Origin of the sequence: Brevibacillus sp. RS1.1, assembly GCF_013284365.1 — a bacterium.
In the GTDB taxonomy this organism is placed as follows: Bacteria; Bacillota; Bacilli; order Brevibacillales; family Brevibacillaceae; genus Brevibacillus; species Brevibacillus brevis_D.
Map to the genome: position 1 here is coordinate 315,660 of NZ_JABSVA010000004.1, position 16,377 is coordinate 332,036.

Consider the following 16,377-nt stretch of genomic DNA (forward strand, 5'->3'; position numbering starts at 1 on the left):
ACAGACACGCTACGGCGGAAAGGGGTGTAATACTGGTTAATCACGCTTACTCGTTTACAATTTGTTGCAAATACGCCCGCAATTCTGGCACTCCCTCACTCGTGAGCGAGGAGGTCCGGAAAATTTTCGCATTGCCGAGCGATTGACGCAGGAATTGTTCTGCCCTCTCCACATTTGCATCAGGATGATCCATTTTGGTAATGACCCCAATGCACGATTGTGGAAATCCTTGTGAAAAGCCAGGAGGGAAATAATTGCGCTCCCGCGTAGCATCCTGCACCATCACAATGATTTTCGCTTCAAGAGATGTAGCCATAAGCGTGCGGTAAAACATCGGGTTTTCGCTGTACTCACCCGGAGTGTCAATTGCCCAGTCCCGATATTCGAGTGCTTGTGTCTTCCGGGCAGGCTGTTCGTCATTGAACAGCGCCCGCACCAGAGAAGACTTTCCTGCTTCAATTGCACCGATAATCATTACACGGCCGGTCATGATTTCGTCACCAATGCCGGTGTAAACCGCAGTTTTTCGCTCAGCACCTGATTGACCGCTTCGACTGCCATCTCAACAGCGGACACATCTCCTACGACAATCAGTGAACCTGTAAAACGATCGAGAAACCCAAGCTCGACGCCAGCAGCCTTTGTCGCAATATCCGCGGCAATAATGGCTGTTTCGGTAGGCGTCAAAGTCAAGATGCCGATAGCACCGGCCTCATTGATACCTAGCTTGGTATAGAGCATTGGGTCAGGGTTTGCGATTACATGAGCCAACGTGACCTGTTTCCCCGGTACGAATTCCTGGATGACTCGTGAACGTTCCTGTTCCATTCCTATTCCTCTCTTCCTGCGGCACCCGGCACCTCAAACGAATCCACGATGCCTACGATGATCGCATCGATCGGCACACTGGTGCCGGAGAAAAGGATTCGGGCAGGCGTCCCACGAGAGACGATAACCTGCTCCCCGATTCCCGCACCGATCCTGTCCGCTGCGATAACGGTTTGTCCGCCTTCTTCGCCACGCCAATCAATCGGCTGAACCACCATGAGCTTGAGATTTTCCATACCTGCTTCTTTTTGCGTGGCCCAGACGCTGCCGATCACTTTTCCCAAAAACATGCGATCACCCTTTTCCTAAATAGCTGACCGTAATGCCGCGTTCTCTCATGCTGTCATAAGCAAGCGGAGAAACAATTGCACCTTTTTTCACGATCAAAGTCGTATCGCGAAGCTCAGGCTGCGATCTGATCCAATCCGCTGTCAACAGCTTCCCGGAAAAGACGGCTTCTTGCTCATCCAAAGGAGTCAATGTCGGTTGTTCTGTCTTGCTAGTAGTCTCCACTTTTTGTAGCTGAGACTTCAGCTTGGAAACCACGCGATCAGCCAGACGGCGTTGCTCCGCAAACTCCACACCCAGCTCTTTCATGCCTTCAACGTGACGGTTGAACAGCTTTTCATAAGCAGGTGTCAGTGTCAATGTTTGCAGGGTGCGACGGTCTGCACGCTTGATTCCTGGCACATCGGAACCAGCAATGACGAATTTACCTGTTACCAACGCGGAAAAGACGATTTCCGCTTTGATTGTTCCTTTTAGACCGGAAGCAATTCTCGCTGCATTATCCAAATCGATTTCTGGAATCACGATACCGACATAATCTTTCGGCACTTCCAACGGGGCAGGAGCGTACTCGTCTGCTGTAAGAATTTTGCCTGCTCCCCCACATTCGATCTTGTGCATTCCCAACCAGGAGGAGGTTTCTCCGTCCAGGAAGAGAATGTCATGGCAGATCCCGTGGTTTTTCAGTTGGATAAAATGATCCTGAAACGCCTCATGAGCCTGGCTGTCGCAAAAAACGTACAGGACACGAGGCGCTGTGCTGCTTTGCTTTTCTGTATTCATCGATTGCAAAATTTCTTTCGTAATCGACGCCACCATTTCTCTGATGTCCATCAAGCTCAACCTCCGTTAGCCGGAGTAAAATTGCCCGTTCTTGCCGATCACTTTTACCCGGTCGCCCGTTTTCAAATTAGCGGCATTTCCTTCATCCGTATCCACGTGGAAATCAAGTGCAAACTGCGGATGTACACGAACGACTACATCTGGATAGATGATAGGACGATCGCTTTGCGTCGCCAGAATCAGCGTATCGCCATCCTTCACTTGATATTGCTCGGCATCTGCTGGGGACATATGAACGTGGCTCTTCGCAACGATTACGCCTTTGTCCATTACTACAGTCCCTTTTGCCGTTACAAGTACCATACCTGGTGTACCTTCAATATCTCCAGACATACGCACTGGGGCTTGAACACCTACTGCAAAGCCGTCTGTTCTGGAAACTTCCACTTGTGTCGCGCCACGAGCTGGTCCCAAAACGCGAACCCCGTGGATGCTGCCTTTTGGTCCCACGATGGTGACTGTTTCCTGGCAAGCAAACTGGCCCGGTTGCGACAAATCACGCATTGGCGTCAATTGATGTCCGGCTCCGAAAAGCTTCTCGACATCTGCTTGCGACAAATGAATGTGACGGTTAGATACGCCCAAAGGAATTTCTCGCACTGCCTCGGCAGCTTGATTGGTGGAAGGCTGCTGGTTCTGATCAACTTGTTTCACTTGAATCCCTCTTCCTTTCAAGAAATCTGCCGCTGCTGGTGTTATTTTATCCCCTTTCTCAACGAGAAAGGGGTTTGGAATGCCTGACTTATGCATGGCTCTCAAGGATGCTTCTGTAATCACTGCCATAAGGATTTATTACCCTTCGAGTTTAGGCAGAATCAGTTCAATGTCTCCATGAGGGCGTGGGATAACGTGAATAGATACGAGCTCTCCTACTTTTTCAGCAGCAGCGGCACCTGCGTCTGTGGAAGCTTTTACTGCACCTACGTCACCACGTACCATAACCGTCACGAGACCGCCACCTACGTGTACTTTACCGATCAGTTTTACGTTCGCTGCTTTTACCATTGCGTCAGCAGCTTCAACTGCTCCTACCAAACCTTTTGTTTCTACCATTCCCAATGCGGACATTTCTCCAGCCATTTTCATTTCCTCCTTAATTATATCTCCAAAATTTTAGTGTTTTACGACATTAAGACGTCATTTCTGTTAACACGGATTTGATGATGTTCTTGATCTCATCACGGCTCAAGCCAACGTTCATGGAAGAGACAGCTTGTAGAACAGCTTCTTCCGCTTGTGTCGCAGGAGCTTGTGGTGCTGGTGTTGATTGTGGCATTTCTTTGATACCAAATGCAACACGCTTGATGTTGAACATATGCTTCGCACCGATGTTATCGGAAGTGATGTTACCCCCTAAAGAGCCGCATCCAAGTGTGAACGCTGGTTGTACGCCAGTCGTTGCACCAATTCCTCCGAAGGTCGTACCTGTATTGACCGGAATTCTAGATGCTGGCATTGCTTGACCATACGCTGCGATGACATTTTCATCCTGGGCGTGAATACCCGCTGTATGTCCAAGACCACCATGCTCCAGCAATTCGCGGCAACGGGCAAACGCTTCGCTGTCGCCGTGAACAGTGTAGAGGGCAAGGACCGGAGCCAGTTTTTCAACGGACATCGGATATGCTTTACCTACATTGTTCTCCTCCGCAATAAGGACACGCGTATCAGCAGGGATGGTAATACCCGCCATTTGAGCGATCACATGCGGAGAGCGGCCAACGATTTTCGCGTTCAGCGAGCCGTTTATCGTGACGATGGCAGCTACCTTTTCCTTTTCTTGCTCGTTCAGGAAGTAGGCGCCTTCACGCTTCAGGGCAGCAATCAATTGGTGCTTGGTGGATTCCTCCACTACCAATGCTTGCTCAGAAGCGCAGATTGTACCATAGTCAAACGTTTTGCTCTGCACGATGCGCTTGGCAGCAGCAGCAAAGTCCGCACTGTGGTGGATGTAGACCGGAACGTTACCAGGTCCCACACCGTAAGCAGGCTTACCGGAGCTGTATGCCGCGCGTACCATCGGCGTTCCGCCAGTCGCGAGAATCAAATTGGTCAGCTTGTGCTTCATCAGCTCGTTTGTCGCTGGAAGCGTAGGCTTGGTAACGCAATGGATCAAGCCTTCTGGTGCTCCAGCCGCTACTGCCGCCTGTGCCATCAGTCGCGCTGCTTCCAGCGTGCACTTGGCTGCCGACGGATGCGGGCTGAAGACAATCGCATTTCTCGCCTTGAGGGAGACCATCGATTTATAGATAACCGTGGACGTCGGATTGGTAGAAGGCACGATACCAGCTACGATACCGAATGGCTGCGCCACTTCCCATACCTTGTTTTCTTCGTCCTTACGGATGATGCCAACCGTTTTTACATCTTTCACAGATGCGTACACATCTTGAGCAGCAAACAGGTTTTTCATCCGTTTGTCCGCGATGTTACCAAAGCCTGTTTCTTCTACAGCCATAGCTGCGAGTCGATCTGCATGCTCCACGCCTGCTTTGGACAGGGCTTCGATGATTCTATCGACTTGTTCTTGGCTGTAAGTAGCGAACTTGGCCTGTGCTTCCTTCGCTTGTGCGAGGTAGGTACGCACTTCCTGTATGGAATACAGATCAGCGTCGAGTGTCATTAGGCTTTGTCACCTCCGCCTTGTTTCTCTTCCAACAGACGAATGAGATCTTCTTTCTTCGCCATGTTGATTTCGTTCGTTGTCAGCGGGAAGTCCGCATACGAACGAGCCATCTTGCGCAGATCATTGATAGACTGATCTTGCAATTTGGTCGCTGGCACTTGGGCCGGCTCTGCCTTAGCCTCTTCTTTTGCTTCCGGTTTCAGCAGGTTTTTAAGCATTTTTGGTACATTTTCGTCAGGACGTGGAATCACGTGTGAGTGCAGCAATCTTCCAACACGTCTCGCAGCGTCAGCGCCAGCATCTACTGCTGCCTGTACGGACGAGACATCTCCGATTACATACACGGTAACGATTCCTGCGTCCGCGCCTTCATAAGAGACAACTTTGACGTCAGCTGCTTTGGCAGCAGCGTCTGCGGCAGCGATGAGAGCAGGCAAGCCCAATGTCTCGATCATGCCGAGTGAATATGACGTAGCGCGCATTTACATTACCTCCCCTTCAAGAGGGAAATTCCCTATTATCGTTTGACAGGCTGTTGGGCGACACTTCTTACGGCATCGGCAAAAGCTTCGGCGGCTGCCGTGCATGCCGACTGGCTGCCAGTGAGTAGCGCTCCCCCAAAGTTCGTTTCTGTTGGTGGACCAAAAAATTGAACCATTTCTACATCTGCAGCCTTGAGGGCGGCATCAATACCATACATGGCTTCCAGCGGTGGTGCGATCAAGTAGGCAAGCGGTTCACCTTCTCTGATACCCGCCAGTTGGGACAAATAGCTGCCCGTCCGCGACACAACATGGGCGTAATACGCATGCGTCCCTTCATCATTCAAAGAGTAAAAGCATGCTCCGCTCTCCATAAATGCAACGGCTGCATCCAGTCCGCTCTGCACCTCCGATGGCGTCGCGCCTCCGATCATCCCGATGAACTCGCCGGACAACGGTCCAGACGCATGGCCTGAGCCTGCATAAAACGACTTGGCATACACAACTTCTACCGCTGCACTTTTGGTCGCTTCGTCAATGGCTGTATACCCCACATCGTCAATCGTTGAGGTCAAAAGCCCCAGACTTCGGATATGAGAAGGCAGGTTCAGCTTCTCCGCAAATTGAGGATCGACATTGGGAATCAGTCGGATCGCAAGCGGCGTCGCTCGAATTGGTTTTTCCATGCGTGTCACTCCTTTCAAGACAACTTCCCTTTTCAAAAGCAAAAAAAAGGTGCCTAAACACGAAAAAATAAGCCGTGTTCAAGGGCACCTTTGCCTTTTGATTATTCACTTGTGAGTAGAAGATTACACGCGATTTACGTGGTCTTTTACCTGTCTCTAATGTAGAACAAGGTACAGAAAAATGCAAGCGTTTTCGGCATTCCGTCACTTTTCCATATTCCGGTCATATTACGGACACACGCCCCCGTTAAATTTGTGTTGTAGCCGAGATGGGCAAGCCCACAAACAAGGCTCACCACAATCTAAAGACCCCCCAAGGAGGAATTTTACAATGAAAAAGAAAATGGCAATGACAGTTATGGCTTTGGCAGTATCTGCAATGGCAGGTTCCGCGTTTGCGGCAAATGAACCAGCGAAAACGACTGGTTCTTCTGCTCCACTGAAAATGGTGAACACAGATGGTACAGATGCTCTTCTAAAACCGATTTTTAGTCTGGAGGAAATGGCGAAAGAAAAAGGCATCTCCGTAGAAGAGTTGATCAAGCAGCTTGAAAAAGAAGGCAAACTGACGAAAGCAACAGCTACTAGCAACCCAGACGGCACCATTCAGGGCTTCGCAGTCATTTCTCTCGATCCTGAAAACAAGGACGGCGGAGCATTCATCGCCCTGGACCCTGCTATGAATCTGGAAGAAATGGCGAAAGAAAAGGGCATCTCCGTAGAAGAGTTGATCGAGCAGCTTAAAGAAGAAGGCAAACTGGCAACGAATGTTTCCACGACAACAACTATCAATCTGGAAGAAGTAGCGAAAGAAAAAGGCATCTCTGTGGAAGAGTTGATCAAGCAGCTTGAAAAAGAAGGCACGATCGCCACTGGTGAAGCAGCTTCCTTTACTCAACCTGCAATCAGTTTGGAGCAAATGGCAAAAGAGAAAGGAATCACCGTTGACGAATTGATCATACAGCTCGAAAAAGAAGGCAAGATCATAAAAGGTACAACAGTCTCAGTAGCTGCCATCAAAAAATAAGCGTTGCCTTTCAAGCACACACAAAAACCTCTGACAGGAAACTGCCAGAGGTTTAGTTACGCCCTGCTAAACAACTGAACAAGAGCATTTTTTACAAATGGTTACAGTCAAAATGATGTCTATCATTGCTATGATAAGTACAAATTGACTTGAGATAGATAGGAGGTGTTTCTTCGTGAAACGAATTCTACTCATCGAGGATGAAATGCCGATCGCCCGACTTGTCCAGGTCTACCTGGAACGGGCGGGCTATGAGGTAAAATGGAATGAGGGTAATCACGAGGCAATCCCGACTTTTTTCTCCTGGAAACCGGATCTTGTCCTGCTTGACCTGATGCTGCCCGATCACGACGGCTTAGATATACTCGATCAGATTCGCCAATACGGCAGTTGCCCGGTCATTATTATCACGGCGCGCGGTACCGTGCCGGACAAGCTCCAAGGACTGGCACAAGGGGCAGATGACTACATCGCCAAGCCATTTGATCCTGAAGAAGTGTTGGCCCGTGTACAAGCTGTGCTCCGCCGTTCCTCTTATATCACCGAAGCAGATACGATCAGACTCGGGACACTTTCCATAGATGTTACTGCACAAAATGCCTTGATCGGGAAAACACCCCTTGTCATGATGCCACGGGATTGGCAACTGCTCGTTTTCCTGGCGCGACATCCCAACCAATGCTTCAGTCGCGATCAATTGCTGGATCAAGTCTGGGGAATGGATTTTGAAGGAGGGGATCGTTCTGTGGATACTGCTGTGAAACGCTTGCGCAAAAGCTTACTGCCGTGGCCGACTTCTGAAGGGGAGATCAGCACGATCAGAGGAATGGGGTATAGCCTGCGTGTTTACTAAACGGTCTACTTCTACTAGAACGGCTGTGCCGCTCTTGCGTTACTGGACGTGGCGCTATGCCTTGATATTATCGGTCATTCTTTTTGGCATTGGCTTTTTTGGCATCTATTGGATTAACAAAGCAGCTACAGAACAGCAGTTTCAAGTATTGGAAGCAAGAACAGAGTTGCTCGCTGATTCGTATACCAAGGTGTTGCTTGCCAAGGACACCTCGACTTCTTCTGTAAAGATAGAGGATTTGGCACAAACAACTGTAGGTATCTCCAATCAGGCTGTCACTGCTGTGACTGTCCCTGCGTCTCCGGCTATTCCTGACACCGCAACACCCGCAGCCACTACCGCCATGATCGCATTTCGAGTCATGCCGACTGTTCCAAGCGATCACGTGGTACAGATTTACGATGATGCAGGCAAGACGTTCAAGAAGGAAATGGTGAATCAGACGATGACCGCTACCATTGCGCAGTTGCCTACTCCTGCCCAACCGGTGGACAAAACGAAAGAAATACGGGAGGTTGTTGCCACAAAGGGAGCTACCTGGCTGCGTGTGGGTGTCCCTTACTATGAACACAATACAGTTGCAGGCACCTATTACGTCAGTACCCCCCTTAACAATGATTTGGTTCACACTTATATCACGATCATGGTTTCCATCGGAATCATCACTTTGTGCGGTTGGGCCATCGTCTATGTCCTGTCTCGCTCGTTAACACAGCCCCTGCGGCAGTTGGCAATAGCGGCAGAGCAAATATCCAGCGGAAATTATACGCCTTCCTTGCCCAATTCCTCCAAAATCAAAGAAGCAGAAATCAGTCAGCTGGTTCATTCCTTTGACGAAATGGCGAAACGGCTTGGACAATTAGAGCGGATGCGCACCGACCTTTTGGCTGGTGTGTCCCATGAGCTACGTACCCCTGTCACCTCGATCCGCGGGATGATTCAAGCGGTCAAAGACGGCGTAGTGAAAGGTGCAGATGCGGATGAATTCATGCAAATCAGCATGGACGAAGCCAAGCGACTCCAGACAATGGTCAATGACCTGCTCGATTTTTCCTCCATGGAAGCAGGTGAGGTATTCGCCGAGAAGCAGTCCATACAGATCGACAGCACATTGGATCAGATAGTCGCACAGGTGCAAGCCTTGCCCTCATTTGCCAACGTATCTGTGACAGTTAATCCGACTGGACAAGATACTGTATGGATCGGTGATGAATCACATGTCAAACAAATTTTGCTCAATTTATTGGGGAACAGTGCTGCCGCAAATGCAACGCAAATCAACATCGGCGTCCATAATCCGAGTGACTTCCTCTCCATCGATATAACCGACAATGGAAAGGGAATTCCTGAGTCAGAGGTTCCCTTCATTTTCGAACGGTACTATCGCGGAGATAGCAAACGGAAAAAGAAGCAAGGCCTGGGGCTGGGCTTGACGATCTCCCGCCTATTGGCAAAAACACATGGCGGCAATGTCGAATTGGTTCAGACATCTCCAGAAGGAACAACCTTTCGACTTACACTCGCCCATCCAGACTCGTCCGCATGAAAATGAACAGAGGAAGCAGCACTGATGAATCGTGCCGCTTCCTCTTTTACGTATGGGCCCCCTCCGGCACATGCGTGCGGATGAGATCCATGAAAATGTCCAATGCTTTGGTATGAAACTCTTCAGACTTCGTGACAAGCGAAAAATCACGGGTAACCGGTGTCCCCGTCACCTTCAATGTACAGAGCGTGCCGAGCTTTCGTTCTTTGCGAATGGCCCAATAAGAAAGCAGGCTGATTCCCAAGCCAGCCTCCACTGACTCCTTGATCACCTGTGTACTGCCGAACTCCATTCGCTTGTGCGGTGTGAATTGTAGTTGGCGAAACATTTTTTCAGCCGCTTCCCTCGTGCCTGACCCTTCTTCCCGTACAATCCACGTTTCCTTCATCAGCTCGTCAATACTGACCTCCGACTGCCCGGCCAATCGATGCCCTGGGGAAGCAATCAAATACATACGATCATCAGCAAACGGCTCTACGCACATTTTTTCGTCCACATACTCGCCCTCAACAATCCCGACGTCGAGTTGTCGCTTCGCCACCAGTTCAGCAATGACGGTGGAATTGTGGATCGTAATCGTGGGGGTAATCATTGGGTAATACTGACGAAGACGGGCAATGACGTGAGGCAGCACATACTCTCCATACGTGTAGCTGGCGCCAATCGTCAAATGCCCGCTCGGTGTATTCATCAAATCATCCACAAGGCTCTGCATCCGCGTATACAAGCCCAAGATCTCCCGAGCGTGATGATAGACAATCTCCCCGGCTTTATTCAAGCGAACATATTTGTTGCTTCGCTCCAGGAGCTTTGTCCCTATCGTGCGCTCGAGCGCATGAATATACTGACTAACGGCAGGCTGCGTCATGTGGAGCTCTTCTGCAGCGCGAGAAAAGTTCTGTCTGTCTGCAACCGTCACGAACACAAGCAAATGCTGATCCAACTGCCTTCACTCTCCATTCCACCTTAATCATGTATTTCACTTATGATGATCATCGCAATGATTTATTTTTCTTATTATAACAGTTGCCGTATGCTGAGTTTGTAAAACTTTTCGAGGAGTGATGGCAATGGCAACTCAGATCAAAAGCAGCGTGCCATTGAATGAAAGCAATGCCAGCGTACAGCCCGCAAAAAACAACGAAAGCAAACCTGCATCCTTCTCGCTGTGGATAGCTGGAATCGCTTTTACTTTTTTCATCGCCCTGACAGGCTACGGCTTAGCAAAAATACCTGGCTTCCAACAGGTCGGCCCTCTCGCCTGTTCGATCCTGATCGCGGTCGCGTACCGGCATTTTCGTGGATATCCGGAGGCATTGCGATCAGGGATTCAATTTTCCGCCAAACGTTTACTTCGTCTGGCTATTATTTTGTACGGGCTCAAGCTCAATATCGACGTCGTCTTGAATCAAGGTCTCGGGCTTCTCGTCTATGACGCTGGTGTCATTATTTTTGCCATTGTGGTTACGATGCTGATAGCCAAATGGTTAAAAGCAGACTCTTCCCTCTCCCTCATGCTCGGAGTCGGTACAGGTGTCTGTGGAGCAGCGGCCATTGCAGCCGTCTCCCCTATCGTTGCTGCCAAGGATGAGGATACCGCTATTGGGGTAGGTATGATCGCACTCGTCGGAACCCTATTTGCCGTTGCCTACACGATCCTCCGTCCATTCCTTCCCCTGTCCGCGGTCGAATACGGCATGTGGTCAGGAATTAGTCTGCATGAAATTGCGCATGTCGCATTGGCTGCTGCACCAGCTGGTCAAGATGGGCTAGCGATTGCCCTGCTGGCAAAATTGGGGCGTGTACTCCTATTGGTTCCGCTCTGTTTTATCCTGATGGTTTGGATGAAACGCTCCGGGAAATTACAAAGTGGCACCAAGATCGAATTCCCTTGGTTCCTGATCGGATTCCTCGCCATGAGTGTTTTTGGAAGCTACGTTCTTGGCACATCCATTCCTGTCTCAGAAGCGTTCCATAATGGCATCGCCAATGTCACAACCTTCGTGCTCACCATGGCGATGGTCGGGCTCGGGCTCAATGTCAATCTGCGTGCACTACGGACAAAAGCAGCGCGCCCACTGATTGCCATGAGTATCACCTCGATTCTTTTGTCGGTGCTCTCCTTTGCATTGGTATAAAAACTGTGGATAACCAAACACCCGAATTCGAACTCGCCGATTTCTTGATGATCGGCGAGTTTTTTTGTGGATAAGGACAAAGATTATCCCCATATGTTGATAAAGATGTGTACATCTTTGCCGAGGGGGATCTATATGTCGAGAAAATGGTTGAGGAGACGACCGAATATCTTATTCATCATTGTGGATCAGGAACGATTTCCCCCTGTTTATGAAGATCCCGCGATACGTGAATGGAGGGAGGATACACTCCACGCCCATGCTTTTTTGCGAGAGCATGGGTTGGAATTCAAGCGTCATTACGTTGGCTCCACAGCTTGTTGCCCTAGCAGAGCTACCTTATTCACTGGTCAGTATCCCTCTTTGCACGGCGTCACCCAAACCAGCGGCGCTGCTAAACGCTCTGCCGACAGCGACATGTTCTGGCTCGATCGCAATACTGTCCCGACGATGGGAAATTATTTTCGCCAAGCGGGCTATCGTTGTTTCTATAAAGGCAAGTGGCATTTTTCCGATGCCGACATTTGGGTACCGGGTACCCATGTTCCTACCCCGAGCTATACCCTTGGAACAGGGGTCCCTGATCCCGATAAGGAACGCTTATACTTGCTTGCCGATCGGCTGGACGGCTATGGCTTCTCCAGTTGGATAGGCCCTGAACCGCACGGAATAGCGCCGCATAACTCCGGTTCGTCCGCGGCCATCGGAGTAAATGGTCGTGATGTGGTGTACAGCAGTGAAGTCATCGAGCTGCTCCATGCATTAGACCATGAGAAAGGCTCCGCGGAAAGCTACCATCCTTGGCTGATCGTGGCGTCTTTCGTCAATCCACATGATATCGCCATCTATGGGGATATCTCTGCGAGCTCACCGTTTTTTCGCTTCCATGTGGATAAGTCCGTTCCCACAGTTGCCCCGCCCCCTACTCAGTACGAATCACTTGCGACAAAGCCGCGCTGCCAAGCCAGTTATCAAGAGGTATATCCACAAGCGTTCCAACCCATTTCGGACCAAGCCCATTATCGACGACTGTACTATCAACTCCAAAAAAACGCCGATCGGGAAGTGATGCGTGTCCTTGAAGCTCTCGTCGCCAGCTCGTTTTATCCCGAGACACTGGTCGTATTCACATCCGATCACGGTGAATTGTTGGGTGCTCACGGCAAGCTGTATCAAAAATGGTACTGTGCCTATGAAGAGGCGATTCACATTCCCCTCATTATCCACAACCCGCTCCTTTTTCCACTCGCGACCTCCACAGAGCTGTTAACCAGTCATGTGGATATTCTTCCGACACTACTCGGGATGGCTGGAGCAGACATAGACAGGCTTCGTGAAGAGCTGACCTATACACATAGCGAGGTACACCCTCTAGTTGGTCGTGATCTTACTCCCATCATCTTGACCCACGAAACGGACACTATCCCCAGCGTGCCGATCTACTTCATGACGGACGACGATGTGACAAAAGGACAGCATCAGGTGAACGTACAACACCAACCCTATGACTCTGTCATTCCTCCGAAGCGGATAGAAACCGTCATCGCCTGCATGAATTCTGCCGGGCACAGCGCTTTATGGAAATACTCCCGCTATTTTGCCGGGGATGTATACAACCCTACGCTGACTGATTACGAATTGTACAATCTCACGACCGACCCTTTGGAAACACGGAATATGGTGATCCCCCTTTACAAAAACACACACTCGGAGCGCGTCCGCCTGAAAATGGAGCTGCTTTTAGAAGAACAGCGAGCCCAAAAACGACTGACCCCCTTTTCGCCCCTTTTCGCACAACTACTGTCTACGTAAAATTTCCCGGAACAACAGAAAAACCCCTCAAATTTTCGAGGGGCTTTTCGTCTTTCTTTTTCTCTTCCCTATTCCTGTTCGGTCAATGCTTTTTCCAATGCTGCCATCGCTTCCTGTTCATCGGCACCATCGGTGATCAGAGTAATTTCTTCCCCTTTTCCAATCGCTGCTGCCATAATGCCCATGATGCTCTTGCCATTTACATTTTTCTCATTTTTGATGATTTTAATTTCGCTGGAAAAAGACGTGGCCACCTTCACAAAGTTCGCAGCAGGACGTGCATGCAGGCCGTGCGCCAATTGAACCACTATTTTTTTCTCTACCATTCTGATTTACCTCCTTCCCTACACTCTCTCAAGCCATTCCTTCACGAACGCCTCTACTTGCGCAGAAGTGCTCATCTGCAAAATCGTATCGATCTGTTTCGCTGCGTCCTCTGCACTCAAACGACTCAGCTGTTGGCGCGCAGGCAAAATGCTCCCTGCACTCATACTAAATTCATCCAGACCCATTCCCAACAGAATCGGGATCGCGATTGGATCGCCCGCCATCTCCCCGCACATACCGACCCACTTGTTCTGCGCGTGCCCTGCTTTAATCACGTTGTGCAGCAAGCGCAAAACGGCAGGGTGATAAGGCTGGTAGAGATAAGCGACCTTCTCGTTCATACGGTCGGCTGCCATTGTGTATTGAATTAAATCATTGGTTCCAATGCTGAAAAAGTCAACCTCGCGTGCAAATTGATCGGCCATCAGTGCCGCAGCAGGGATCTCAATCATGATACCCACTTCGTACTGATCGGATACTACAATTCCGCGATTGACCAACGATTTTTTCTCTTCCTCCAAAATCGCTTTCGCCTGGCGGAACTCCTCTAGTGTCGCAATCATCGGAAACATGATTTTCAGATTGCCGTGTACACTTGCGCGCAATAGAGCACGCAGCTGCGTACGAAACAATTCTTGGTTGTCGAGACACAGCCGGATGGCGCGATGTCCAAGAAACGGGTTCATTTCTTCTGGCAAAGCCAAGTAAGAGAGATGCTTGTCCCCGCCAATGTCCAATGTACGAATAACCACCGGGCGGTCGCCCATATGCTCCAGCACGTGCTTGTACGCGAGGTATTGCTCCTCTTCCGTCGGGAAATCATTACGTCCCATGTACAGAAACTCCGTGCGGAACAGCCCGACACCTTCAGCTCCGTTGGCGACTGCCCCAGCGACATCTTCAGGGCTTCCGATATTGGCGGCAAGCTCGACATGATGATTGTCCAACGTGACCGTTTTATCGTTCACAAGCTTCGCCAATTCGGCTTTTTGCGCTTCGTAATCAGCCTGATTGCGTTTGTAGTCAGCGATCTCTTCTTCACTCGGGTCGATAATCGCGATTCCTTCATGCCCGTCGAGAATGATGAGCGTTGCTGGGTGAACTGCACGAGTAATCCCTTGTGTTCCGACAACAGCAGGAATCTCGAGAGAACGTGCCATAATCGCCGAATGCGAGGTTCGACCGCCAATGTCTGTGACGAAGCCTTTGACATAGCGACGGTCTAATTGAGCCGTATCAGAAGGCGTCAAATCATCTGCTACAATGATCACTTCTTCTGTCAGCTCACCAAGTCCTGCAAACGGTACACCGAGCAAGTAAGAAAGTACACGTTTGGTCACGTCACGAATATCTGCTGCCCTCTCTCGCATGTATTCGTTGTCCATTTGCTCAAAAAGTCCGATGAATGCTTGTGCGACATCATTCAGGGCACTTTCGGCGTTTGTCTTTTCACTCGTAATTTTATCTTTGACGGTATCGACCAGCTCCGGGTCTTCCAAGACGAGCAGATGAGCTTTGAAAATGTCTGCATGATCCGTCCCCATCTCCTGCTCCACGCGCAGAACGATGCCCTCCAAATCATTTTTCGCACGAGCCAACGCCTCTTGAAAGCGTTGGATTTCATTCGCCGGATCTTCAATCGCTACGGTATTGATCTGTAAATCGGGCGTTGTCAGTAAAAACGCCTTGCCAATGGCTATACCTGCTGAAGCTTTTACACCTGTGATCTTTTGGGACATCGTAACACCAGCCTCTCTCAATGGCTACCTGACCATTCCTTCAATCTGCGTGTCTGTTCGCGCACGATCTCCTCAAGCGGATGACCCGCCGGAATGCCGGTACAATCGTGTAATGTATTTTCCCATCCAAACTCTTTCAGGCTTGCTTGTATCCGCGCGGACTCCGCATCCTCGGGATAGTCGAATGCCAGTGCCGCTGCAATCGCTAGTCCCAAATATGCTGCATTCATCCCCTTTTCCATGCATTGGAGCGCAGGCCCGACCAAACGATCATGCTGCGACAGCTTGCGAATCGGCGAACGCGCCACCCTGACAATATCGTCAGAAAGTAGCGGGTTGGTGTATCTGCCGAGGATTTTTTCTACATACTGCCCATGAACTTGCGGATCAAATCCGTACTTGGCAGCAAGCAGTGCACCTGTCTCCTGAAGAGCCCCACGTGTCGCCTGAACAATCCGGTCGTCTCGCATCGCTTCATCAATCGTTTTCATCCCCAACTGATACCCCAGGTACGCGATGACCGCATGACCTGTGTTGACGGTAAACAGCTTTCTTTCGATGTACGGCGCCAGATCCTCCACATAGGTAACGCCCTCAATGGACGGAACTTCTCCAACCATCTGCGACGAATCTACCACCCATTCGAAAAACGGTTCCACCATAACCAGGAGCTTGTCAGCATGCTGTTGCAAAGGAACAATCCGGTCTACGGCTGCATTGGGGAATCCGATCCATTGTGCTGCCTGGGCTTGAACCGATTCCGTCAGATGCTCATACACATGCTCTTTCAGCTTCTCGCTGCCGCCGATCATATTTTCGCATGCAATCACATTCAGTGGCTTTGCATGAACAGTAAGTCTTTGGGTAATACCAGCTGCGATGGCCCCTGCAATGTGCGGAAGAATGTTAGGACCAACTGCCGTTGTTACCAAATCGGCAGTTGCGATCGCTTCAGCTACCGCCGCTACATCCTGACCATTTATCGCTCGAACTCCTTCCACGCCCGACTCCGGTTTTCCTGTTGTTGCTAGTTGCACGCGATACATTTTTCGCTCATTCAGCTCATCGACCAAAGCCGCATTGACATCCACAAACGCAATTTCATAACCAGCCTTTTGCAACAGTTGTCCGATAAAGCCTCGCCCAATGTTCCCTGCTCCAAAATGTACAGCTAGCATAGGG

The 16,377-nt window shown here is 50.0% G+C and carries 18 protein-coding genes; 5 read left to right on the forward strand and 13 right to left on the reverse strand.

The window, feature by feature from the left end; translation table 11 throughout:
* Positions 1-46: 46 nt before the first annotated feature.
* Genes HP570_RS15800 through eutL form a run of 9 tightly spaced genes read right to left on the reverse strand, consistent with a single transcriptional unit; the run spans position 47 to position 5,753 of the window.
* The gene (locus HP570_RS15800) at positions 47-490 is read right to left on the reverse strand and encodes a EutP/PduV family microcompartment system protein (protein ID WP_015893785.1); all 444 of its coding nucleotides are present in this window, start codon (positions 488-490) and stop codon (positions 47-49) included.
* The gene (gene eutS / locus HP570_RS15805) at positions 487-828 is read right to left on the reverse strand and encodes an ethanolamine utilization microcompartment protein EutS (RefSeq protein WP_007720097.1); all 342 of its coding nucleotides are present in this window, start codon (positions 826-828) and stop codon (positions 487-489) included. Before eutS ends, HP570_RS15800 begins: the two co-directional genes overlap by 4 nt.
* A gap of 2 nt (positions 829-830) precedes the next feature.
* Positions 831-1,118, reverse strand: a complete 288-nt coding sequence (locus HP570_RS15810; RefSeq protein ID WP_007720099.1) for a EutN/CcmL family microcompartment protein — start codon at positions 1,116-1,118, stop codon at positions 831-833.
* A gap of 4 nt (positions 1,119-1,122) precedes the next feature.
* Positions 1,123-1,950 (reverse strand): hypothetical protein, encoded by an 828-nt coding sequence (locus tag HP570_RS15815; RefSeq protein WP_015893786.1) that lies wholly within the window; start codon positions 1,948-1,950, stop codon positions 1,123-1,125.
* Positions 1,951-1,965: 15 nt separating this feature from the next.
* On the reverse strand, positions 1,966-2,742 hold the full coding sequence (gene pduL / locus HP570_RS15820; RefSeq protein ID WP_173626331.1) for a phosphate propanoyltransferase: 777 nt from the start codon (positions 2,740-2,742) through the stop codon (positions 1,966-1,968).
* Between the two features lie 9 nt (positions 2,743-2,751).
* Complete coding sequence (eutM, locus tag HP570_RS15825) at positions 2,752-3,039, reverse strand: ethanolamine utilization microcompartment protein EutM (protein ID WP_007720104.1); 288 nt, start codon at positions 3,037-3,039, stop codon at positions 2,752-2,754.
* Positions 3,040-3,088: 49 nt separating this feature from the next.
* Positions 3,089-4,582 (reverse strand): acetaldehyde dehydrogenase (acetylating), encoded by a 1,494-nt coding sequence (locus HP570_RS15830; RefSeq protein ID WP_064200066.1) that lies wholly within the window; start codon positions 4,580-4,582, stop codon positions 3,089-3,091.
* Positions 4,582-5,067 (reverse strand): BMC domain-containing protein, encoded by a 486-nt coding sequence (locus tag HP570_RS29875; RefSeq protein WP_064200067.1) that lies wholly within the window; start codon positions 5,065-5,067, stop codon positions 4,582-4,584. Before HP570_RS29875 ends, HP570_RS15830 begins: the two co-directional genes overlap by 1 nt.
* Positions 5,068-5,102: 35 nt before the next feature.
* Positions 5,103-5,753 (reverse strand): ethanolamine utilization microcompartment protein EutL, encoded by a 651-nt coding sequence (gene eutL / locus HP570_RS15840; RefSeq protein WP_015893790.1) that lies wholly within the window; start codon positions 5,751-5,753, stop codon positions 5,103-5,105.
* Between the two features lie 331 nt (positions 5,754-6,084).
* On the opposite strand from eutL, the gene HP570_RS15845 reads away from it, so the two are divergent.
* From HP570_RS15845 to HP570_RS15855, 3 genes are all read left to right on the forward strand, one after another.
* A complete protein-coding gene (locus HP570_RS15845) occupies positions 6,085-6,780 on the forward strand; it encodes a hypothetical protein (protein ID WP_173626332.1) in 696 nt (231 codons plus the stop codon).
* Positions 6,781-6,955: 175 nt separating this feature from the next.
* On the forward strand, positions 6,956-7,633 hold the full coding sequence (locus tag HP570_RS15850) for a response regulator transcription factor (protein ID WP_172139371.1): 678 nt from the start codon (positions 6,956-6,958) through the stop codon (positions 7,631-7,633).
* The gene (locus tag HP570_RS15855) at positions 7,623-9,179 is read left to right on the forward strand and encodes a sensor histidine kinase (protein ID WP_173626333.1); all 1,557 of its coding nucleotides are present in this window, start codon (positions 7,623-7,625) and stop codon (positions 9,177-9,179) included. The genes HP570_RS15850 and HP570_RS15855 overlap by 11 nt, the downstream gene beginning before the upstream one ends.
* 46 nt (positions 9,180-9,225) lie before the next feature.
* On the opposite strand, the gene HP570_RS15860 is transcribed toward HP570_RS15855, so the two are convergent.
* Complete coding sequence (locus tag HP570_RS15860; protein ID WP_173626334.1) at positions 9,226-10,122, reverse strand: LysR family transcriptional regulator; 897 nt, start codon at positions 10,120-10,122, stop codon at positions 9,226-9,228.
* A 127-nt stretch (positions 10,123-10,249) separates the two neighbouring features.
* On the opposite strand from HP570_RS15860, the gene HP570_RS15865 reads away from it, so the two are divergent.
* Positions 10,250-11,317, forward strand: coding sequence for a YeiH family protein (locus tag HP570_RS15865; RefSeq protein ID WP_173626335.1), 1,068 nt, complete (start codon positions 10,250-10,252; stop codon positions 11,315-11,317).
* A gap of 135 nt (positions 11,318-11,452) precedes the next feature.
* Entirely contained in the window at positions 11,453-13,129 is a 1,677-nt protein-coding gene (locus tag HP570_RS15870; protein WP_173626336.1) for a sulfatase family protein, read from the forward strand.
* A 68-nt stretch (positions 13,130-13,197) separates the two neighbouring features.
* Here the strand turns inward: HP570_RS15870 and HP570_RS15875 are convergent, their stop codons facing one another.
* The 3 genes from HP570_RS15875 to HP570_RS15885 are packed head-to-tail and all read right to left on the reverse strand — an operon-like array spanning position 13,198 to position 16,373.
* Positions 13,198-13,455 carry an HPr family phosphocarrier protein gene (locus HP570_RS15875; RefSeq protein ID WP_064200074.1) on the reverse strand — a complete coding sequence of 86 codons (258 nt, stop codon included), beginning with the start codon at positions 13,453-13,455 and terminating at the stop codon, positions 13,198-13,200.
* Between the two features lie 18 nt (positions 13,456-13,473).
* Positions 13,474-15,195 carry a phosphoenolpyruvate--protein phosphotransferase gene (gene ptsP / locus HP570_RS15880; protein WP_173626337.1) on the reverse strand — a complete coding sequence of 574 codons (1,722 nt, stop codon included), beginning with the start codon at positions 15,193-15,195 and terminating at the stop codon, positions 13,474-13,476.
* A gap of 17 nt (positions 15,196-15,212) precedes the next feature.
* Positions 15,213-16,373 (reverse strand): mannitol-1-phosphate 5-dehydrogenase, encoded by a 1,161-nt coding sequence (locus HP570_RS15885; protein WP_173626338.1) that lies wholly within the window; start codon positions 16,371-16,373, stop codon positions 15,213-15,215.
* Between the last annotated feature and the right edge of the window lie 4 nt (positions 16,374-16,377).

What these genes read in the sequence shown, in the direction of transcription:
- HP570_RS15800 (WP_015893785.1), bottom strand. Translation starts at nt 490, where the DNA reads ATGACCGGCCGTGTAATGATTATCGGTGCAATTGAAGCAGGAAAGTCT.
- HP570_RS15875 (WP_064200074.1), bottom strand. Translation starts at nt 13,455, where the DNA reads ATGGTAGAGAAAAAAATAGTGGTTCAATTGGCGCACGGCCTGCATGCA.
- HP570_RS15830 (WP_064200066.1), bottom strand. Translation starts at nt 4,582, where the DNA reads ATGACACTCGACGCTGATCTGTATTCCATACAGGAAGTGCGTACCTAC.
- HP570_RS15885 (WP_173626338.1), bottom strand. Translation starts at nt 16,373, where the DNA reads ATGCTAGCTGTACATTTTGGAGCAGGGAACATTGGGCGAGGCTTTATC.
- HP570_RS15810 (WP_007720099.1), bottom strand. Translation starts at nt 1,118, where the DNA reads ATGTTTTTGGGAAAAGTGATCGGCAGCGTCTGGGCCACGCAAAAAGAA.
- pduL (WP_173626331.1), bottom strand. Translation starts at nt 2,742, where the DNA reads ATGGCAGTGATTACAGAAGCATCCTTGAGAGCCATGCATAAGTCAGGC.
- eutS (WP_007720097.1), bottom strand. Translation starts at nt 828, where the DNA reads ATGGAACAGGAACGTTCACGAGTCATCCAGGAATTCGTACCGGGGAAA.
- HP570_RS15865 (WP_173626335.1), top strand. Translation starts at nt 10,250, where the DNA reads ATGGCAACTCAGATCAAAAGCAGCGTGCCATTGAATGAAAGCAATGCC.
- eutM (WP_007720104.1), bottom strand. Translation starts at nt 3,039, where the DNA reads ATGGCTGGAGAAATGTCCGCATTGGGAATGGTAGAAACAAAAGGTTTG.
- HP570_RS29875 (WP_064200067.1), bottom strand. Translation starts at nt 5,067, where the DNA reads ATGCGCGCTACGTCATATTCACTCGGCATGATCGAGACATTGGGCTTG.
- ptsP (WP_173626337.1), bottom strand. Translation starts at nt 15,195, where the DNA reads ATGTCCCAAAAGATCACAGGTGTAAAAGCTTCAGCAGGTATAGCCATT.
- HP570_RS15845 (WP_173626332.1), top strand. Translation starts at nt 6,085, where the DNA reads ATGAAAAAGAAAATGGCAATGACAGTTATGGCTTTGGCAGTATCTGCA.
- HP570_RS15815 (WP_015893786.1), bottom strand. Translation starts at nt 1,950, where the DNA reads ATGGACATCAGAGAAATGGTGGCGTCGATTACGAAAGAAATTTTGCAA.
- HP570_RS15870 (WP_173626336.1), top strand. Translation starts at nt 11,453, where the DNA reads ATGTCGAGAAAATGGTTGAGGAGACGACCGAATATCTTATTCATCATT.
- eutL (WP_015893790.1), bottom strand. Translation starts at nt 5,753, where the DNA reads ATGGAAAAACCAATTCGAGCGACGCCGCTTGCGATCCGACTGATTCCC.